We start from the raw sequence: 16,396 nt of genomic DNA on the forward strand, positions 1-16,396 counted from the left end.
CGTTTTCTCCTGGTCTAGCTGGGGTCAACGGCGCTTGGAGGCGCCGTACATTTCTCGTACGGAGTCCTCGATCTCGTGGAATATTCGTTCCTTGATCATTTTTTCACGCTCTTCGGTCCCCACCAGGTTCTCCGCATTGAGTGACGCTTCCACTTTCTTTTCGATGCCGAATTCTCTCATCCAGGCAGCTACCGATTGCACATGCCGGTTAGCCAGTTTGTTGGCATTGTTGAGAGGTGCTCGCTCCCTATTGCGTCGGCGCCGGGCGTCGTCCTCGCTTTCGCCATCGAGTCGTTGCTGAATGGCTGCTCGCTCCCCATCGATCGACCGTGTGCCCGCCACGTCCTCATTGAGGATCTCACCAGCTCGTTCGGAACCCTTGAACGCTGCTGGGATTTCTAGGAACATCCTGGTGAGTCGGGTTGGTGAGGCGCCATTTTGTTGGGCCCTCCTGAGTCGCTGCACGACGAGTGCATTCGTGACGAGCGCCATCGGATCACGGTCGACTTCCTGGTTACCGACAATCCAGGCTGTCTTGAGCAGGTTGACGCGCTGCACTCTCTCGAGACTGCTGGATTGCGGCTTTGCACGGAAGTGGTTATCGAGGTACTCCGTGGCCTCAGGCCAAACGCCTTGCGCTGTGTACTCGTCAGGGATTCCCAGAATTCTATGCTTCTCCCCGGTCTCCTTGTCCTTCTTGTTGGCTGACTTGTACGAGTGGGCTGACTGCTCCTCTCGCGCGATTCCTTCCCCTGTGACGATTTTGTTGGCCGCTTTAGGGCCGGTCTGTTGGCGCCGGACGGCTGGGGGAGCAGGTGTCGATGCTCCGGTCTGCTGCCCTTCGTCGAACACGTTCATTACTTCTTGTTCCTGTGGCCCCAGGGGGGTGGCGTTTCGTGTGATGCGGGAGACGGCAGGCGGTGCCGTTGGGGCGTTCACGGTGTGCTGAGGCACGACACCGGGCTGTTTGGGCGATAGCTGGACGTTCTGGCTCGCGGCAACCATATTCGGGTCGGCTTCGAGCCTGGTAGCCAACGCTTGGAGGAATCCAAGTAGTTCGCGTCGGGGGATGGTGATGCCCAGCGCCTTGAGTACCTGTTCCTTCGGGTTGAGTGCGGCCTCGATCCCAAAGCGATCACCCCCCTCAGCGTTGAGCGAGGTAAGTCGGTACCACGTCCGCATGGCAGCGAGAGCCACGCGCATTGCCGGGCGTGCGGTCCCTCGACCGAGCATATTGCGGAGTCGAGGCTTGACTCGAGCGACAATCTTCTTGAGCCGGGCCTCCTTGGATTCCTTCGAGTTCTCCTTTTTCTTTTTGTCGTTCTTCTGCTGCTTCTTGTAGTCCTGTTTGTGCTTCTTGTTGTCGCGCAGATGATTGCGCTTCTTCTTGAAGAAGTCGCGAGTCTTCTTCGCTGTATTCTTCAGTGCCTTGCCGACCTTGGACTTGCGGAGCTTCTTGCCCAGTGCCTTGCCGGCGTTGCGGACTTTCTTGAGGGCGGACTTGACCTTGCCCTTGATCTTCTTGAGGGACCGGCCCAGGGGAGACTTGGGCTTGCGCGACTTGGTGCGCTTGGGGGCCTCGGTCTCCTTCTTCTTGGTCGGCTTGTCCGGCTTCTTGTTCGGGCCTTTGGCGTCCGGGGTCTTTTCCTTGGGCTTGTCGGGGGCGTCCCTGTCCGGGTGCTTGTTGGGTGACGCCGCCTCGTCCCGGGTCTTCTTCGCGTCTGCTTCGTCGTCCCGCTTCTTCTTCGCAGGGTCGGGCGTTTTGCTGGTGGGGCGGCCCGTGGGGTGGGTCTTGGGCTGGTGCTTGGGTGTGCTGCCGCCTGGGGTGCGGTCCGTCGAGGCGCCGGGGCGGCCGGGGACTCGGGGGCCCTTGGGCTTGGCTGGGCGGGCGGGCTTGCGGAGGGCCTGGGCGGCCTTGCGGGCGGCGCCCTTGGCTGCGTTTACGGCCTTGCCGGCTGCCTTGCGGGCGCCCTTGCCGGTTTTTTTGAGGCCGGCGGTGATTTTTTGGGCCATGGCCTTGAGGCGTTTGCCTACGCCCTTGGTGGCGCTGCCCAGGCGCTGGAGGAGGAAGTTGGTGATGAAGTCGAGGAGGGCGACGACGCCGGCGGCTACGGCTTCGGCGAAGAGACAGGCTGCGGGGCCGGCCTTTACCGCCTTGAGGTAGGCCCAGAACTTGCTGAACGCCGTGAGGATGGAGCTGATGCTCTCCCAGGCCGCCATCAGGCCTTGGACGATCGTGAGGATCGCGCCCGCGGCCGGGATGATCATCGAGACGACCTTCTCGATGACCAGGGACGCGATCATCATGGGGAGGGAGGCGACGATCGCGTCCCAGGCCATCTTGCCGATCTGCTTCAAGGACATGCAGCCCTTGACCAGGACGTTGATGACCGCCTTGCCGAGGCCGAGGATTCCCTCGACCTTGGTGTCGAACCATTGCTTGACCGCTGTTTTGATCGCGCCCCAGAGGTGTTCCTGGATGCCGGTCTTGGCGGCGCTGGCGGCCTTTGCCAGCCAGCCGCCCGGGTCCGGGGCGATGTCGGCGACCAGGGCCGCGAACTTGCCGAGTGCTTCGATGGCGGCCTCGGCGAACTTGATCACGGCGGTGATCACGGCCTGGTAGGCCTTGATGACGGCCTTGATGCCCGCTTCCAGGACGTCGAGGAGCGCGTTGAGGCCCGCGGCGAGGGCGTCGAGGAGGGCGTTGACGGCTTTCTTCAGGCCGTCGGCGAGCTTGTTGACCGTGTCGATCGCGGCATCGCGCAGGCCCTCGATGGCCTTGCGGAACTTGTCGCGAAGCTCGGGGAACGCGGCCAGGAGGACATCCCCGATGGCGATCAGGGCGTCCGCCAGGACGTTGATGGCCTTGATGGCGAAGTCGCGGACGGCGTCGATCGCCTTGTTCGCGAACTCCTTGAACTTGTCGATGACGCTGTTGATGGCGTTGCGCGCCGCGTCGAAGATCGCCGTGACGGCGTCCAGCAGGCCCTTGAAGAAGTCGCCTACCGCATCGAGGATTTTGCCGAAGAGGCTGTCGGACTCGCCCTTCTTTTCTTCCTTCTTCTTTTCGGCGTCCTTCTCGGCCTCGTCAGCCTTCTTGTCGATGTCCTTGTTGTCGGTGTTCTTGCGGTCGTCGACTTCCTTGTCTTTGTCGTCCCGCTCCTTGGTTATCTTCTTGTTGCCGTCCTTGTGCTCCTTCTCCGTGTCCTTGTCGGCCTTCTCGATCTTCTTGTCCTGCTCGTCACGCCAGCTCTGGCGCTCCTTGCCGGCCTGTTCGGCCGCCCGGCCGCGCTCCGCCGTCTGCTGCTCGGCGTTGCGCGCGACCTCGTTGTCGATCTCCTGCTGCTTCTCCTGCTTCGACTTCTGTTCGCCCTGCTGGTGTTCCTTCTCCTTGGCGGCCATGTCGGTCTGCGACTGGGCCGCCCCGCTCTTCAGCTCGCCGCCGCGCTCCTGCTTGGCGACGACACCGACGTGCGACTTCGCAGCACCGCTGGCGGACTGACGGCCACCGCCGCCCCCCGCGCGCCCGGACGCCTTACCGGTCAGCTGCTCCTTGGGAGCGTTCGGGAAGATCTTGTCCTCGCCCATCGGCTTGGACGCGTCCGCCCGGCCGGTGTCCTGGATCTTTCCCTGCTTGTCCTTGAGCTTCTCCGCCTGCTTGTCCGTACGCTTCGGGTCGCTCTCGCCCTCAAGCTTGATCTTCGGGGCAGGGCCGACCGTCTTGTTACGGAGTTCGGGGTCGGTCGTCGGCACCTTGTCCGCGGCGGCCTCGACGCTCTTCGCGTCCCCCGCCGTCAGCTTGCCGTCCTTCGTCGGAGGGACGTACGGCGGCTTGACGTTGTCGGTGGGCTTGGCGCCCTGCGCCTTCTCGCTGCCCTTGGCCCGCTGCTTCTCGCCCTGTTCCTCCGGCCCGACCTTCTCCAGCTTGCCGGTGACCGGTGACTCCGGCGCCTCCGCCTCGGGAGCCGAGGACTGGGTCTGTGGTGCTCCAGAAGGCCGCTCCCGCTTGGGCGGGTTGGCCTGGAGGCGCTTCTGCTCCTGGTTGACCTTCTTGTCGGCAGCGGAGTCCACGCCAGGCATGGCTGCCTGCGCCTGGTCGGGGGAGAGCTTGCTGACCGTACTGAGTGCGGCCTTCGGGTCCTGACCCGAGACGTCCGGCGGCTCTTCCTTCTTCTCCTCGGCGCCCTTCTCGCCCCCTCCACCGCCGCCACAGGAGCCGCCCTTCTCCTCCTGCTCGGGCGCGGGAGCCGGCGGCGCACAGCCACCGCCGTCCTTCTCCAGCGACGCGTCCGGCTGCGGCTTGGCACCCTCGGGCGCCGGGGCGCCCATCTTTCCGGGGTTCTCGGTCTGTTCGCCCACCGGGCTGACGGCGGCCTTCGCGACGGACGGTGCCCCGCCCGGACCGGCCGCGGCCTTCGGCTGAGCGGCCGGCTCGTTCGCGCCGACCGCACCGCTGGGTGCCGCGCCCGGACCGGCCTCCTTCGGCACGGTGCTCTTCGGGGCAGGCGCCTCGTTCTCACCCCGTACCGGCTCCGCGCCCCGTCGGGCAGCGGGGGAGGGATGCCGGTCCTCGACCTGTGTACGTTCCGTATGGGCACCCGCCGGCGGTGCCAGGGAAGCGGCCGCCGGCCCGGGGCCGGGGCCGGCCGCACCCGAAGCCGGAGCGCCGGCAGGCTTGTCCGCCGCCGCGCCCTCCGGCTGTCCCTTGGCTTCCTTCTTCTCCTCGTACGCGTCCTGCTGCTTCTTCTCTTCCTGTTCGTCCTGGGCTTCCTTGGCGTCCGGCGCCTCATCGCCGTCGCCGGACTCCCCGTCCCGTTCCGCGTCCTTGTCGGCCGCTTCCTGCTTGGCGGCCTTGGCCCCGTCCTCGTCCTGCTCCTGCTGCTGCTCGGGATCCTTCTTCTCCTCGGCCTCCTGCTCAGGATCCTTTTGCTCCTCGGCCTCCGGGTCGGGGCCGACCTCCTGCTCCACCGGCTTCTCCGGCTGCAGGTCCTTCTCGCTGCGATCGGGAGCCTCGGACGCCGGACCGTGCTCGGGCTGCGGTGCCTCACCCTCGACCGGGCCCCGCTCCTCGCCGGGTGCCTTGGTCTCGGCCTCCGGCGCGTCCTCGTCCTCCTCCTCGTCGGCCTCGTTCTCGCGCTCCTTCTGGACCTTCTCGGCCTTGGTGGGCGGGGGAGCGGGGAACGACGGCATGGAGGGAGGCGCGGCACCCGGCTGCATCGTGTCGGCCGTCGGTACGGAGGACAGGTCCGGATCCGATTCCGGCAGGAAGTCCTCGGGCTTGAGCTCGGCCTCACCCTTGCCCGCGCCGCCGGAGAGCTTGTCCTCGTGCCCGCCGTCGACCTCCTTCTCCGCACCGGCCTCCAGCCCGATGGGCTGTTCCTCCTCGCGAGGCTCGCCCTCGTCCTCGTCCTTCTCGTGCAGCCCGTGTTCGGACAGGGCGCTGTCACGCTGGTCGGCGCGTTCGTCCGCCTTCTCCGGGCGGACCGGTCCCTGCTGCTCCTTCTTCTTCTTTTCGAGCTCTTCCTGCTTGGAGCCGTCGGCAGGCTTCTTCTCGTCGTCCTTGCGCTTGCGCTTGTCGGCTCCGGGCCGGTTGGCCTGCTCCGGATCCTGTTCCTCGCGCTCCCGCTGTTCCTTGCGCTCCTCTTTGGTGCGCTCGGTGTCCTCCTGGCCCTCCTGGGCCTTCTCCGCGTCGGCCTCCTCGGCCTTCTCGCGTTCCTCGCCCTGCTTCTCTTCTTCCTGCTGCTGTTCCTTCTTCGAGTCCGCGAGTTCCTCGGCGCGCTCGTCCTCCTGCGCCTTGCGCTCGCCGGCCTCCTTCTGCTCCGCCGAGGCGTCCTGCTGTGCGCGGGTCTGTTCCTTCTCGCGCTCGCCGTCCCGGCCCCTGGCGTCCTTCTTCTCTTCCTCGGTGTCTTCGTCCCGCGCTTCCGCGTGCTTCTTCTCGCCCTCGTCACGGGCGGCCTTCGTCTGCCGCTCGTCCTCGATGAGGTCGATGGCGTCAGGGATCGGCTCGGGCACGTTCAACGGCTGCAGCCCGAGCGGTACGGCCTCGGTCTGTGCGGTCAGGTCGAGCAGCCGGTCGTACTCGGGCGAGAGCAGCCGGACCTCCAGCCGGTCCAGCACCGATTCCTGCAGCTCGGGCGCCATGCGCGCCAGTTCCATACGGACCCGGCCCGAAAGGTCCTCGGGGTCTCCACGCAGTGAGCGGACGATGCCGTTCGTCATGCGGTCGACGAGAGTGGCCGGATCGATCTGCTCGAACCGCATCCGGTCCGCGTCCACCGTCGCGTACCGGAGCCACCCCGGCGTCGCCTGGCCCTCTTCGATCTCGGTGGCGGGTTGCTCGTCCCGTACGGACTCGCGCAGTGCTCCCAGTACCGACTCCTGGGCCGCGGACTCCGCCTCACGCTCGATGGATTCCTGGGGGAGGGACACGGACCCCAGGTCGCGGCCGGCGCGGAGGGCGCCGAGGCCGTGGGGGTTCTGGACGGTGTGGAGGAGCTCGTGGGCCAGGAGGCGTTGGCCGTCGGCTGTGCCGGGGCGGTAGGTGCCCTCGCGGAAGAAGATGTCCTGGCCTACCGCGAAGGCGTCGGCGCCCATCATGTCGGCGAGTTGGGACGAGTCGCGGTCGGTGTGGAGGCGGACCTGGCTGAAGTCGTGGCCGAGCTGTTCTTCGAGGTCGCGGCGGACGCTCAGGTCCAGGGGCTGGCCGGCGCCGCTGACGATGTCCTTCGGTTCCGGGGTGCGGGACTTGGCGTTGCGTTCGCGGCGCTTGCGGCGCTTCTCGGCGGCGGACTGGCTGCTGTCCTGGGAGGAGGAGTGGGACGTGCTGCTCATCGGGCCTCCCCTCGGCCGGTCAGGCCCGCGTGGACCGAGCGGGCGAGGGCTTCGCCCAGGCGCGCCGGGGACGTCGTACGGGGGAGGGGCGGCAGGCCCGCGAGTGCGTCGAGGTGTACGGGGGTGCCGTCGGCGGCCAGGGGGACGCCTCGGTCCCGTACCAGGCGGGACAGTTCGCGTTCGAAGGCCGCGGAGACGCGGTCGGGGTCGATGCGGGCGTCGAAGCCGGTCAGGGCCAGTTCGCCGATGTCGATGCGGAAGGAGCGGGCGGGAGCCGCCTCCATAGCCGGGGCCGGGGCCGGAGACGGGGTGGCGGGGGCCGTCGGGGCCGCTTGCCCGCGTACGGTCCTGTGCTCGTTCAGACCCATCCGTGGACCTCCGACGGCGTCAAGGAGCGTTCCAGCTTCAGGTATTCGGTGCGGGCCGCGGCCAGCATGTGGCGCATCTGGAGGCGGTCGCCCTCTTCGGCGGCGAGGAAGGCTCCTGAAAGGGCGATGTTGCGGATCGAGCCGCCCGCCACGGTCAACTGCGCCAACAGCGACGGGTCGATGCCCTTTGTCGGGGCCTGGGAGGGGAGTACGCGGCGCCAGATTTCGGCGCGTTCGGATTCCGCCGGGAAGGGGAAATCGACGACGAAGCGGATGCGGCGCATGAAGGCGGAGTCGAGGGCCTTCTTCATGTTGGTGGTGAGGACGGCCAGGCCGCGGTACGCCTCCATGCGCATGAGGAGGTAGCTGACCTCCAGGTTCGCGTAGCGGTCGTGGCTGTCCTTTACCTCGCTGCGTTTGCCGAACAACGCATCCGCCTCGTCGAAGAGGAGGAGGGCGCCGCCTCGCTCCGCTGCGTCGAAGACTCGGCTGAGGTTTTTCTCTGTCTCGCCGATGTATTTGCTGACTACCTGGGACAGGTCGATGATGAAGAGGTCCAGGCCCAGTTCCTTGGCCATTACTTCGGCGGCGAGGGTTTTGCCCGTACCGGAGCCGCCCGCGAAGAGCGCGGTGACGCCGAGGCCGCTGCGGAGGGATTTCGCGAAGCCCCAGTCCTGGTAGACCGTGCCGCGCTGACGTACGTGGGCGACGATCTCCTGGAGGATGCGGAGCTGGCGGTCGGCCAGGACCAGGTCGTCCCAGCCGGCGCGCGGCTCTATTCGCCGACCCAGCTCGTCCAGGCCCATGCGGGCCTCGGTGAGGCCGGCCTGCCAGGCCAGTTCGGTGGCGTCGAGCGTGTCGGAGTGCGGCAGGTCGCGGCGTACGGACGCGGCGGCCGAGCGGACCACGTGGGGCGGCAGCTGGAACTGCGCGACGAGGGACTGGAGATGTGTGTCGGTCACCTCGGGGACTTCGGCGAAGGCGTCGGTCCAGAGGGCGAGGTGCTCCTCGTCGGAGAGTTTGGGGATGGTGACGCGTTCGCCCCGGGGCTGCTCCGTACGGCGGGGATCGGGGCTCGATACGACGAGGGGGACGGCGGCGCCCGCGATGAAGGCGTCCGCTGCCGCGTGCTGGTCGCGGTCCAGTTCGCCGACCTCGATCAGGAGGGCGGCGGGGAGGAGGATCGCCTCGCGCTGCCAGAGGCGGGCCAGGCGGTCGCGTTCGGCGGGGTCGGTGGGCACGTCGTCGGCGGCCATGGAGTACAGGCCGAGGCCGGAGCGGCGGGCGGCGGTGGCGGCGATGTCGGCGCGGGTGCGGAGGTCGGCGCCGACCAGTTCGACGCGGAGGGGTGAGTCGGGTCCGGCGCCGGACCAGCCCGCCGCTACCCGGTCGGCTGCCGCGTCGTACGAGGGTGGGAGGGCGGCTGGAGGCGTGGTGCGGCGGAGCAGGCCGTGCAGGCGGGCGTCCAGGTACGGCGTACCGACCAGGAAGTGCAGGATGCGCTCGTCCAGGCGGAGCCGGGTGGTGGTCAGCCGGGTCTCGTCCTCCAGCTCGACCAGCCGCCAGCGGCGGAGCGGGGCGACGGGCGTGAGGGCGCTCCAGTGCGGGTCGGCGAGCGCGGCCAGGGCGAGGGAGAGCGTCGGGTACGCGCGGGTGGGGTCGCCGGCGGCCGCGGCGCAGCGCGCGTTCGTGGTCGGGTCCAGCTCGGCCGCGGCCGCGAGCAGGATGATCTCGCGCTCGAAGGCGCTGAGGCCGAAGCAGGTGGTCAGGGCGTCGAGGGTGGCCACGGAGGCCCCGGTAGGGGCGGCGGGTGTGGCGGATGCGACGGGCGCGGGCTCGACCGCGGTGCCGGGGGTGGTCGTGGCGGAGGTCGTGCCGGGGACGCCGGCCGCGGATCCGTCGTCGGCCGCGGGGCCATCGCCGGTGTCCGCACCCGCGGTCGCGCCGGTACTCGTACCCGCCCCCGTAGCGCGGCCGCGCGCCGCATGGGCGTCCACGCGCGCGAGTACGGAGCGCACGGCGGCGGCCAGCGCCATGCCGTCCGCCGCGCCGCCGCCCGTCGTGCCCGGTCGCTCGCTGCTCTTGCCCATGGTCCTCTCCGCCCCCGGTCCCGTCCCCGCCCCCGTTCCGCGCACGCGCCTCAGCTCTCCTTGCCGTCGTCCGTACGACCGGTGTTCTCCGTACGGCCGGTGTCGTCGGCACGGCCGGTGTCGTCCGTACGACCGGTGTCGTCCGCACGGCCGGTGTCCTTGGAGCGGCTCGCCGAGCCGGAACCGGACGTGCCGCCCGCCGCCTTGCGTGTGCGCGAACGGCCGCCTGTGTTACGGGGCTTGGGCTCGGCCTTCTTTTCGGTGCGAGCGCCGCCGCCGGACGCGGCCTTGGCGACCGTGGAGCGGACGTTGCTGGTCGCGGCGACGTCGGTGGTGGGCTTGGCACCGGTCCGCTTGCGCGCCTCCTCAGCCCGCTCACCGGTCTCGTCGGCCCCCTTACGCGTCTCCGCGGGCGCGGCCTCGGCCCCCTCGACTCCCGCCGAAGGCCGCTCCGCCGCCCCCGCCGAAGGCCGCTCCGGCACATCGGCCGAAGGCCGCTCCGGCGCCCCGGGTGCCCCGAACGGGAGCACCCGTACGTCCGGCCTCTTCACCGGCTTCGCCGGTACCGGCTTTTCGTGGCCGTCCAGGATGACCAGCGATGCCTGGTAGACGACGGACAGCGAGTACGGGGTGTTGTGGAGCATGCCCCAGAGCTTGGAGGTCTCGTCGACGTCCATCTGGGTCGGTGTGAAGCGGACCCGCTGGAGGGACTCGGCCAGGTCGCTGCCGCCCAGGTACGGGCGCTCGGCCGCCTCCGCGATCAGTTCCTTGGGGAGTACCGGGATCTCGTGCAGGGTGCGTACGACGCTGCCGATCAGCCGCTGGCCGACCAGTTCGTTCTCCTCGCCGTACGCGCTGATCAGGTAGTGCAGGTCCAGGGCCGCGGCGGGACGCTTGAGCAGGGTGCCGTCGGCGGCCCGGGTGACCAGGTCGTTGTTGCGCATCGAAGGGTTGTGCGTGACCTGGTAGAGGAAGACCGTGATCTTCGGGTCCAGCTCCGGCTCGGCCGGCGGCTTGCGGGTCTCCACCGAGACGGCCATGTCGATCTCGGGGTGCAGGTTGTGCTCGATCAGCAGCGCAAGGGCCTGGGTGACCGTCGCTATGGCGAGTGCGTTGCTCATGAAGTGCGTCCCCCAGATACCGGGGCCGGCGGGCCCGGCCTCCTCGTCGTCATCACGGTCACCGTCAGCTGTTCCTCTCCCCGCGCGTCAGGTAGTCCGCGAGGCTCAGGGCCGGGCCCCGGCGGTCGGTGCGCCCCGGACGTCCCGTGGTCGCGGGCCGATCCGCGCCGGCCGCGCTGACCTCCAGGCGGCCGATCTGTACGTGCACCACGCGCTCGGCGGGCCGCTGGCCGCGTCGGCCGGCAGCAGCCGCGCGCGCCGCGTCCCGGGCCGCCGGCACCTCCGTACGGGGGCGCAGCGCGGGTGTCACCGCGCGCGGGGCGGTGTCCGGGCCCGAGAGGGGCGAGGGCGCTGCCGGTCGCGCGGGACCGGGCTCCGCCGCGCGGCCGTCCGTACGCCGGCCGCTCGTGCGCTGTCCTTCGGGCGCGGTGGGGTGCGCCGCTGGTTCCGCCCGTACGGCCGGCCGCAGCAGCGGGGCCGGGGGCGGGGTGGCGGGCGAGGCCGGCTCCGGGGCGGCCGGGCGCGCCGCCTCCGGCCGCAGCACCGTCGTCTCGTGTGCGGTGGTCCTGATCTCCCGCTCGAAGCGGAGCCGTTCGCCCTCGGCGGGAGCGGCGAGCGGGGCCTGCGGGTACAGCGCTGCCGGGGCTTCCGGCTCGACCGGCGCGCCCCCCAGCGCTTCGATGCGCTCAAAGGGGCCCGGGAGCCGCGGCTGCAGGCGCACGCGGCCGGTCGTGCCCGTGCTCGCGTCCGGCGCGCCCGTGTTCCTGCCCGGCGCGCCCGGGAGCGCGCGCGGAGCCGGCGCGTGCCGGGCGACCAGCCGCCCCAAGTAGTCGTCAGACATCGGCGCACAGCTCCAGGTAGTAGCGGCGCCGCAGCGGGCTGAGCGCCAGGATCTCGGGCTCGCTCCAGCCGTAGGCGGAGGCGAGCAGATGGACGTCCAGGAGCACGTCGCGGGCCCAGGCGTCCAGTTCGGTCCACAGGTACGCGGCGATGTCCAGCTCGGCCGGGGTGGTCGTGCCGCACTCCGGGCAGGCGATGTTCAGCGTCACCTCGGCCCCGGGGTCGGCCTCCTCGACCGCCTCGGCGAACCGTTTCAGGACCGCCTCCGGCAGCCGCTCCAGCTCCTCCGGGCCGGCCGTACGTCCGTCCCTGCGAGCCGATACGGCACACCGGGCACCCAGCAGCCGCCGGGCCTCCGCCGGGTCGTGCGCAGCGGCGCCCGAGACGGCGGTGAGGTCGGCGACGGCCGGCAGCCGGAAGACCACCGACCAGCCGCCCTCGTCGACCCGCAGACCGTCCTCGGACGGCCGCGGCCGGACCGCGCCCAGTTCGGCCGCGGCCAGCTCGAACTCCATCGCCGCGCCGCACTCCGGGTCCGCGCATGCCAGCTTGACCTGCATGCGCTCGCCGAACAGCGCGCGGCGCAGGGCGAAGAGGTCCGCCGCGCGCTCGCCCGCCGGTACCGACAGCAGTGCGTCGGTACCGGCCTCGGGGCGTGCGGCGCGGTGCAGCAGCAGGGCTCGGCCGCCGTCCTGGAGGGCCAGCCCGGCCTCCCAGGTGGCCAGCAGCTCAGCGGGCCCGGTGACCGCCATTCCTCACCTCGTCCGGTGGTGCTCGTCCAACTCGCGTACGGGGTGACTCAGGCCGGGTGCGTGAACGAGGGCTCCTGCGGCTCCTCGACCTCGTAGTCCCGCTCCCAGCCCTCGCACTCCAGCTTCAGGCTCTGGATCGCCACCGCGTTGGCGTTGGCGTCCATCTCGCCGAGCACCTGGTACTCGCTCGGCCAGGCCCGGTAGATCTTGTGCGAGACGGCGACCTGGCCGGCCTCGTTCAGGACCTGGATGACGATGTCCTTGCGGAAGTCCGCGAGCGACACCTCCGAGCCCAGGCCCGCGCCGACCTGCCAGACCTTGTTGGCCCAGCGGTCGAACTCGGGGTCGTGGGTCACCCCGCGCTCCAGGGTGATGCCCTCGAACTCCGAGCGGCCCGGCGACTTCCGCGGCGAGCTGGGGTCGCCGCCGTGGCGGTGCTTGACCACCTCGGTGGTGCGCTTGAGCGGGGAGATCTTGCTGATGCCCGCGACCGTACGACCGTCCCACAGGACCAGGAACTTGAAGTTCTTGTACGGGTCGAAGCGATGGGCGTTGATTGTGAACTCAGCCATCGGATTCCTTCGGTTCCTTCGTTCCTTGCTTCCTCATGGTCAGAGCTCGAACTGCCCGGCCATCTGCTGGATCTTGACGATCACGAACTCCGCGGGCTTGACCGGCGCGATGCCGACGACGACGTTGACGATGCCGTTGTCGATGTCCTCGGCGGTCGTGGTGTCCTTGTCGCACTTGACGAAGTACGCCTCGCGCGGCGTGCCGCCCTTGAAGGCGCCCTGCTGGAACAGGCCGTGCAGGTACGACGAGGCGTTGAGCCGGATCTGCTGCCAGAGCTGCTCGTTGTTGGGCTCGAAGACCACCCACTGCAGGCCGCGCAGCAGGGACTCCTCGACGTGCAGCGCGAGCCGGCGGACCGGTACGTACTTCCACTCGCTGTCCAGCGCGTCGGCGCCCTGGAGGGTGCGCGCGCCCCAGACCACCGGGCCGACCATGGGGAAGGTCCGCAGGGAGTTGATGCCCAGCGGGTTCAGCAGGCCGTTCTCCCGGTCGGTGAGCTTGACCGAGAGGGAGTGCACGCCCGCGAGGCGCGCCTCGGTGCCCGCCGGCGCCTTCCACACGCCGCGCTCGCTGTCCGTACGGGCGATCACACCCGCGATGGCGCCGGACGGCGGGAAGGTGCGGAGCCGGCCGGTGAGCGGGTCGGTGAGCTGGAGGTGCGGGAAGTACAGCCCGGAGTGGTTGCCCCGGACGGACTCGAAGGCACCGATGCCGGCCCGCGCGGAGTCCACGGAGACCCAGGTCGAGGGCGCGTCGACGAGGTGGAAGATGCGCCGCTCCTGGCAGAGCCGCTCGGCGGCCGAGAGGACGGTGACCATGTCCTCGGTGTTCTCGTAGCCGGACAGCTCCGGCAGCGAGAGCAGGTTCACGTCGTCGACGTCGCGCAGCGCCTGCAGGCCGGTCTTGCGGGCCTCGCTGCCGATGATGTCGCGCGGACCCGGCACGTCGCCGTCGACGCCGCCGGAGAGCGGGAAGACCGGCGGGTTGACCGAGGCCTCCAGGCCCAGGTCGTTGGCGCACTCACCGACGAACCGCACCACGTCCTCGGGGTCGGCGGACCCGGCGACCACCTGGAGGCGGCGGCCGAATGCGGTGACCTGCGCGCCGGCGTAGGCGTGCTTGCCCGGCGCGTCGGGCAGCGCGCGCAGCTTGCGCTCCAGGAGGAGGGCGAGCTCCGTGACCGTGCAGGGGGCCTCGCCGTCCTGGTCCGAGTCGTAGAGCGTGAACTCGCGCTCGACCTCGCCGATCTTGACGGTGAGGTCGACGTTCAGGTCGGGCAGCTCGTGGGCGAACGGCTTCGAGACCGTGCCGGAGGGGTCGGGGCGCCCCTCGTCGAGGACCTTGACGCGGATCAGCTGCGACCCCGCGTTGATCACGGTCTCGGCGTACCGGCCGCTCTCGGGGTCCATGGACAGGTTGCCGTAGGACTCGCGGGCGGTGCCCTTGGCGTCGAGGACCTGGAGGTTGAACGTCTCCCCATGAGAGGGGTGGCGCGAAGCGCCTCGTGCAGGGGTGGTGGTCGGGTGACGGGCGGGCGTGTCGTGGTCGACGGCGATGCGCAGGCCGTCGCCCCAGATACCGGGCTCCTTGGCGTGCACCTCCAGCACCGGGCACTCGCTGTGGCCCTCGGTGGACTCCAGAGTGACGCAGGCCTCTTCGCCGGTGCCGGCCTTCACGGTCCGGACGATGACCGCGACGGTGCCGCCGTTGCCGAAGAACTGGTGCACGGCGTAGCTCAGCGGACTCTTCGAGGTCAGGCCGCCGAAGCGGCGCTCGAAGTCGGCGAAGCTGGTGACGCGCACCGGGTGGTTGAGCGGGCCCCGGCGAGTGTGTCCCACAAAGGCGGTCACCGAGGTGGTGACGGTGGTGATGCTGCGGACGCTGCTGGGAAGCTCTTCGACGTAGACGCCGGGATAGGTCGCGTTTGTCGGCATTCCCCCTCCAATCCCTGTCAGGCACCGAGTAAGAGGGCACCAAGAGGGCGGAAGGGGGAGGAGGCGGGCAAGCGACGCCACCGCGCCCCTACGCGGCCACGCCTACTCATCAGTTCTCCCCCGTCTGTCCCACCGGGGTCGGCCGGCCGGGACCAGGCAGCCGTGGGCAACGGCAAACCTGTGACTCCTGATGCGTAAGTGCTCAACGCAGTCTCCAGGGCTGACAGTTGGAGGGTCAAGGATCCTTTCCGGTCGGCTTTTGCGCAGGAGTTGTGTGGGTCGTGTCGACGCGGTGGGCGAGCGGCTGCGACGGGTGTGCGGGCCGTACCACCGTGAGCCGCTCGCCCGGGCGCAAACCGGACGCCCCGGCGCGCGTCCGGCGGAGGACACGCGGCGGACGGGTGTACTCCGTGTGAGGACCCCGTGCGAGGCACCGTCGAGATCCGGCCACACTCGGACGGGGGCTGTGACGCGCGCCTCCGTCCGCGTGATCTGTGACAGTAATCACCGCCGCAGTGTGATCTGCGATTTAGAAGGGCGTGCGCCACGGGGATAACCTGCGAGACGGACATGCCGCGTACCGGCTGACGATGTACGCCCTTGCTGTGACTGCGTTGTCACCCTGCCTTCGCGGCACGCCCGCGCAGACAACGAATCCACGATCACCACGTTCGTGGGCTAATTGAGAAGCAAAGGGACGGACGCGCGTGGACCTGTTCGAGTACCAGGCGAGGGACCTCTTCGCCAAGCACGGTGTACCGGTGCTGGCCGGTGAAGTCATTGACACGCCTGAGGCGGCCCGCGAGGCGACCGAGCGGCTGGGCGGCAAGTCTGTCGTCAAGGCGCAGGTGAAGGTCGGCGGCCGCGGCAAGGCCGGCGGCGTGAAGCTCGCCGCGACCCCCGACGAGGCCGTCGCCCGCGCGACGGACATCCTCGGGATGGACATCAAGGGCCACACGGTCCACAAGGTGATGATCGCGGAGACCGCTCCGGAGATCGCCGAGGAGTACTACGTCTCGTACCTCCTCGACCGCACCAACCGCACCTTCCTGGCCATGGCCTCCGTCGCGGGCGGCATGGACATCGAGGAGGTCGCGGCGACCACCCCCGAGAAGCTCGCCAAGATCCCGGTCGACTCCAACGAGGGTGTCACCAAGGAGAAGGCCCAGGAGATCGTCGCCGCGGCGAAGTTCCCCGCCGAGGTCGCCGACCAGGTCGCCGACGTCATGGTCACCCTGTGGAAGACCTTCGTCGCCGAGGACGCGCTCCTCGTCGAGGTCAACCCGCTGGCCAAGGTCGCCTCCGGTGACGTCATCGCCCTCGACGGCAAGGTGTCCCTGGACGCCAACGCCGAGTTCCGCCAGCCGGAGCACGAGGCCCTCGAGGACAAGGACGCAGCCAACCCGCTCGAGGCTGCCGCCAAGGCCAAGGGGCTGAACTACGTCAAGCTCGACGGCGAGGTCGGCATCATCGGCAACGGCGCGGGTCTCGTCATGAGCACCCTGGACGTCGTCGCGTACGCCGGTGAGAACCACGGCAACGTCAAGCCCGCCAACTTCCTCGACATCGGTGGCGGCGCCTCCGCCGAGGTCATGGCGAACGGCCTGGAGATCATCCTCGGCGACCCGGACGTCAAGTCCGTGTTCGTCAACGTCTTCGGCGGCATCACCGCCTGCGACGAGGTCGCCAACGGCATCGTCCAGGCCCTGGAGCTCCTGAAGTCCAAGGGCGAGGACGTCAACAAGCCGCTGGTCGTCCGCCTGGACGGCAACAACGCGGAGCTGGGTCGCAAGATCCTGTCGGACGCGAACCACCCGCTCGTGCAGCGCGTGGACACCATGGACGGCGCGGCCGACAAGGCCGCCGAGCTCGCGGCTGCGAAGTAAG

At 69.6% G+C, this 16,396-nt stretch carries 9 protein-coding genes; 1 reads left to right on the top strand and 8 read right to left on the bottom strand.

Annotated features, from left to right (window positions below):
• Positions 1 to 24 precede the first annotated feature (24 nt).
• From ACZ6WH_RS23345 to ACZ6WH_RS23380, 8 genes are all read right to left on the bottom strand, one after another.
• Entirely contained in the window at positions 25 to 6,831 is a 6,807-nt protein-coding gene (locus ACZ6WH_RS23345) for an eCIS core domain-containing protein (protein WP_469730241.1), read from the bottom strand.
• A complete protein-coding gene (locus ACZ6WH_RS23350) occupies positions 6,828 to 7,115 on the bottom strand; it encodes a hypothetical protein (protein WP_469730243.1) in 288 nt (95 codons plus the stop codon). The genes ACZ6WH_RS23345 and ACZ6WH_RS23350 overlap by 4 nt, the downstream gene beginning before the upstream one ends.
• A gap of 74 nt (positions 7,116 to 7,189) precedes the next feature.
• On the bottom strand, positions 7,190 to 9,289 hold the full coding sequence (locus ACZ6WH_RS23355) for an ATP-binding protein (protein ID WP_469730245.1): 2,100 nt from the start codon (positions 9,287 to 9,289) through the stop codon (positions 7,190 to 7,192).
• 50 nt (positions 9,290 to 9,339) lie between these two features.
• Positions 9,340 to 10,410, bottom strand: a complete 1,071-nt coding sequence (locus ACZ6WH_RS23360; RefSeq protein WP_469730247.1) for a Pvc16 family protein — start codon at positions 10,408 to 10,410, stop codon at positions 9,340 to 9,342.
• A 64-nt stretch (positions 10,411 to 10,474) separates the two neighbouring features.
• Complete coding sequence (locus ACZ6WH_RS23365) at positions 10,475 to 11,251, bottom strand: hypothetical protein (RefSeq protein ID WP_469730249.1); 777 nt, start codon at positions 11,249 to 11,251, stop codon at positions 10,475 to 10,477.
• Complete coding sequence (locus ACZ6WH_RS23370; protein WP_469730251.1) at positions 11,244 to 12,002, bottom strand: T4 family baseplate hub assembly chaperone; 759 nt, start codon at positions 12,000 to 12,002, stop codon at positions 11,244 to 11,246. Before ACZ6WH_RS23370 ends, ACZ6WH_RS23365 begins: the two co-directional genes overlap by 8 nt.
• Positions 12,003 to 12,049: 47 nt before the next feature.
• Positions 12,050 to 12,574, bottom strand: coding sequence for a phage tail protein (locus tag ACZ6WH_RS23375; RefSeq protein WP_030254205.1), 525 nt, complete (start codon positions 12,572 to 12,574; stop codon positions 12,050 to 12,052).
• A gap of 39 nt (positions 12,575 to 12,613) precedes the next feature.
• A complete protein-coding gene (locus ACZ6WH_RS23380; protein ID WP_469730253.1) occupies positions 12,614 to 14,509 on the bottom strand; it encodes a phage tail sheath family protein in 1,896 nt (631 codons plus the stop codon).
• Positions 14,510 to 15,216: 707 nt separating this feature from the next.
• On the opposite strand from ACZ6WH_RS23380, the gene sucC reads away from it, so the two are divergent.
• Positions 15,217 to 16,395 (top strand): ADP-forming succinate--CoA ligase subunit beta, encoded by a 1,179-nt coding sequence (sucC, locus tag ACZ6WH_RS23385; protein ID WP_399713920.1) that lies wholly within the window; start codon positions 15,217 to 15,219, stop codon positions 16,393 to 16,395.
• Position 16,396 lies beyond the last annotated feature (1 nt).

Source organism: Streptomyces sp. NPDC050806, from assembly GCF_055586425.1.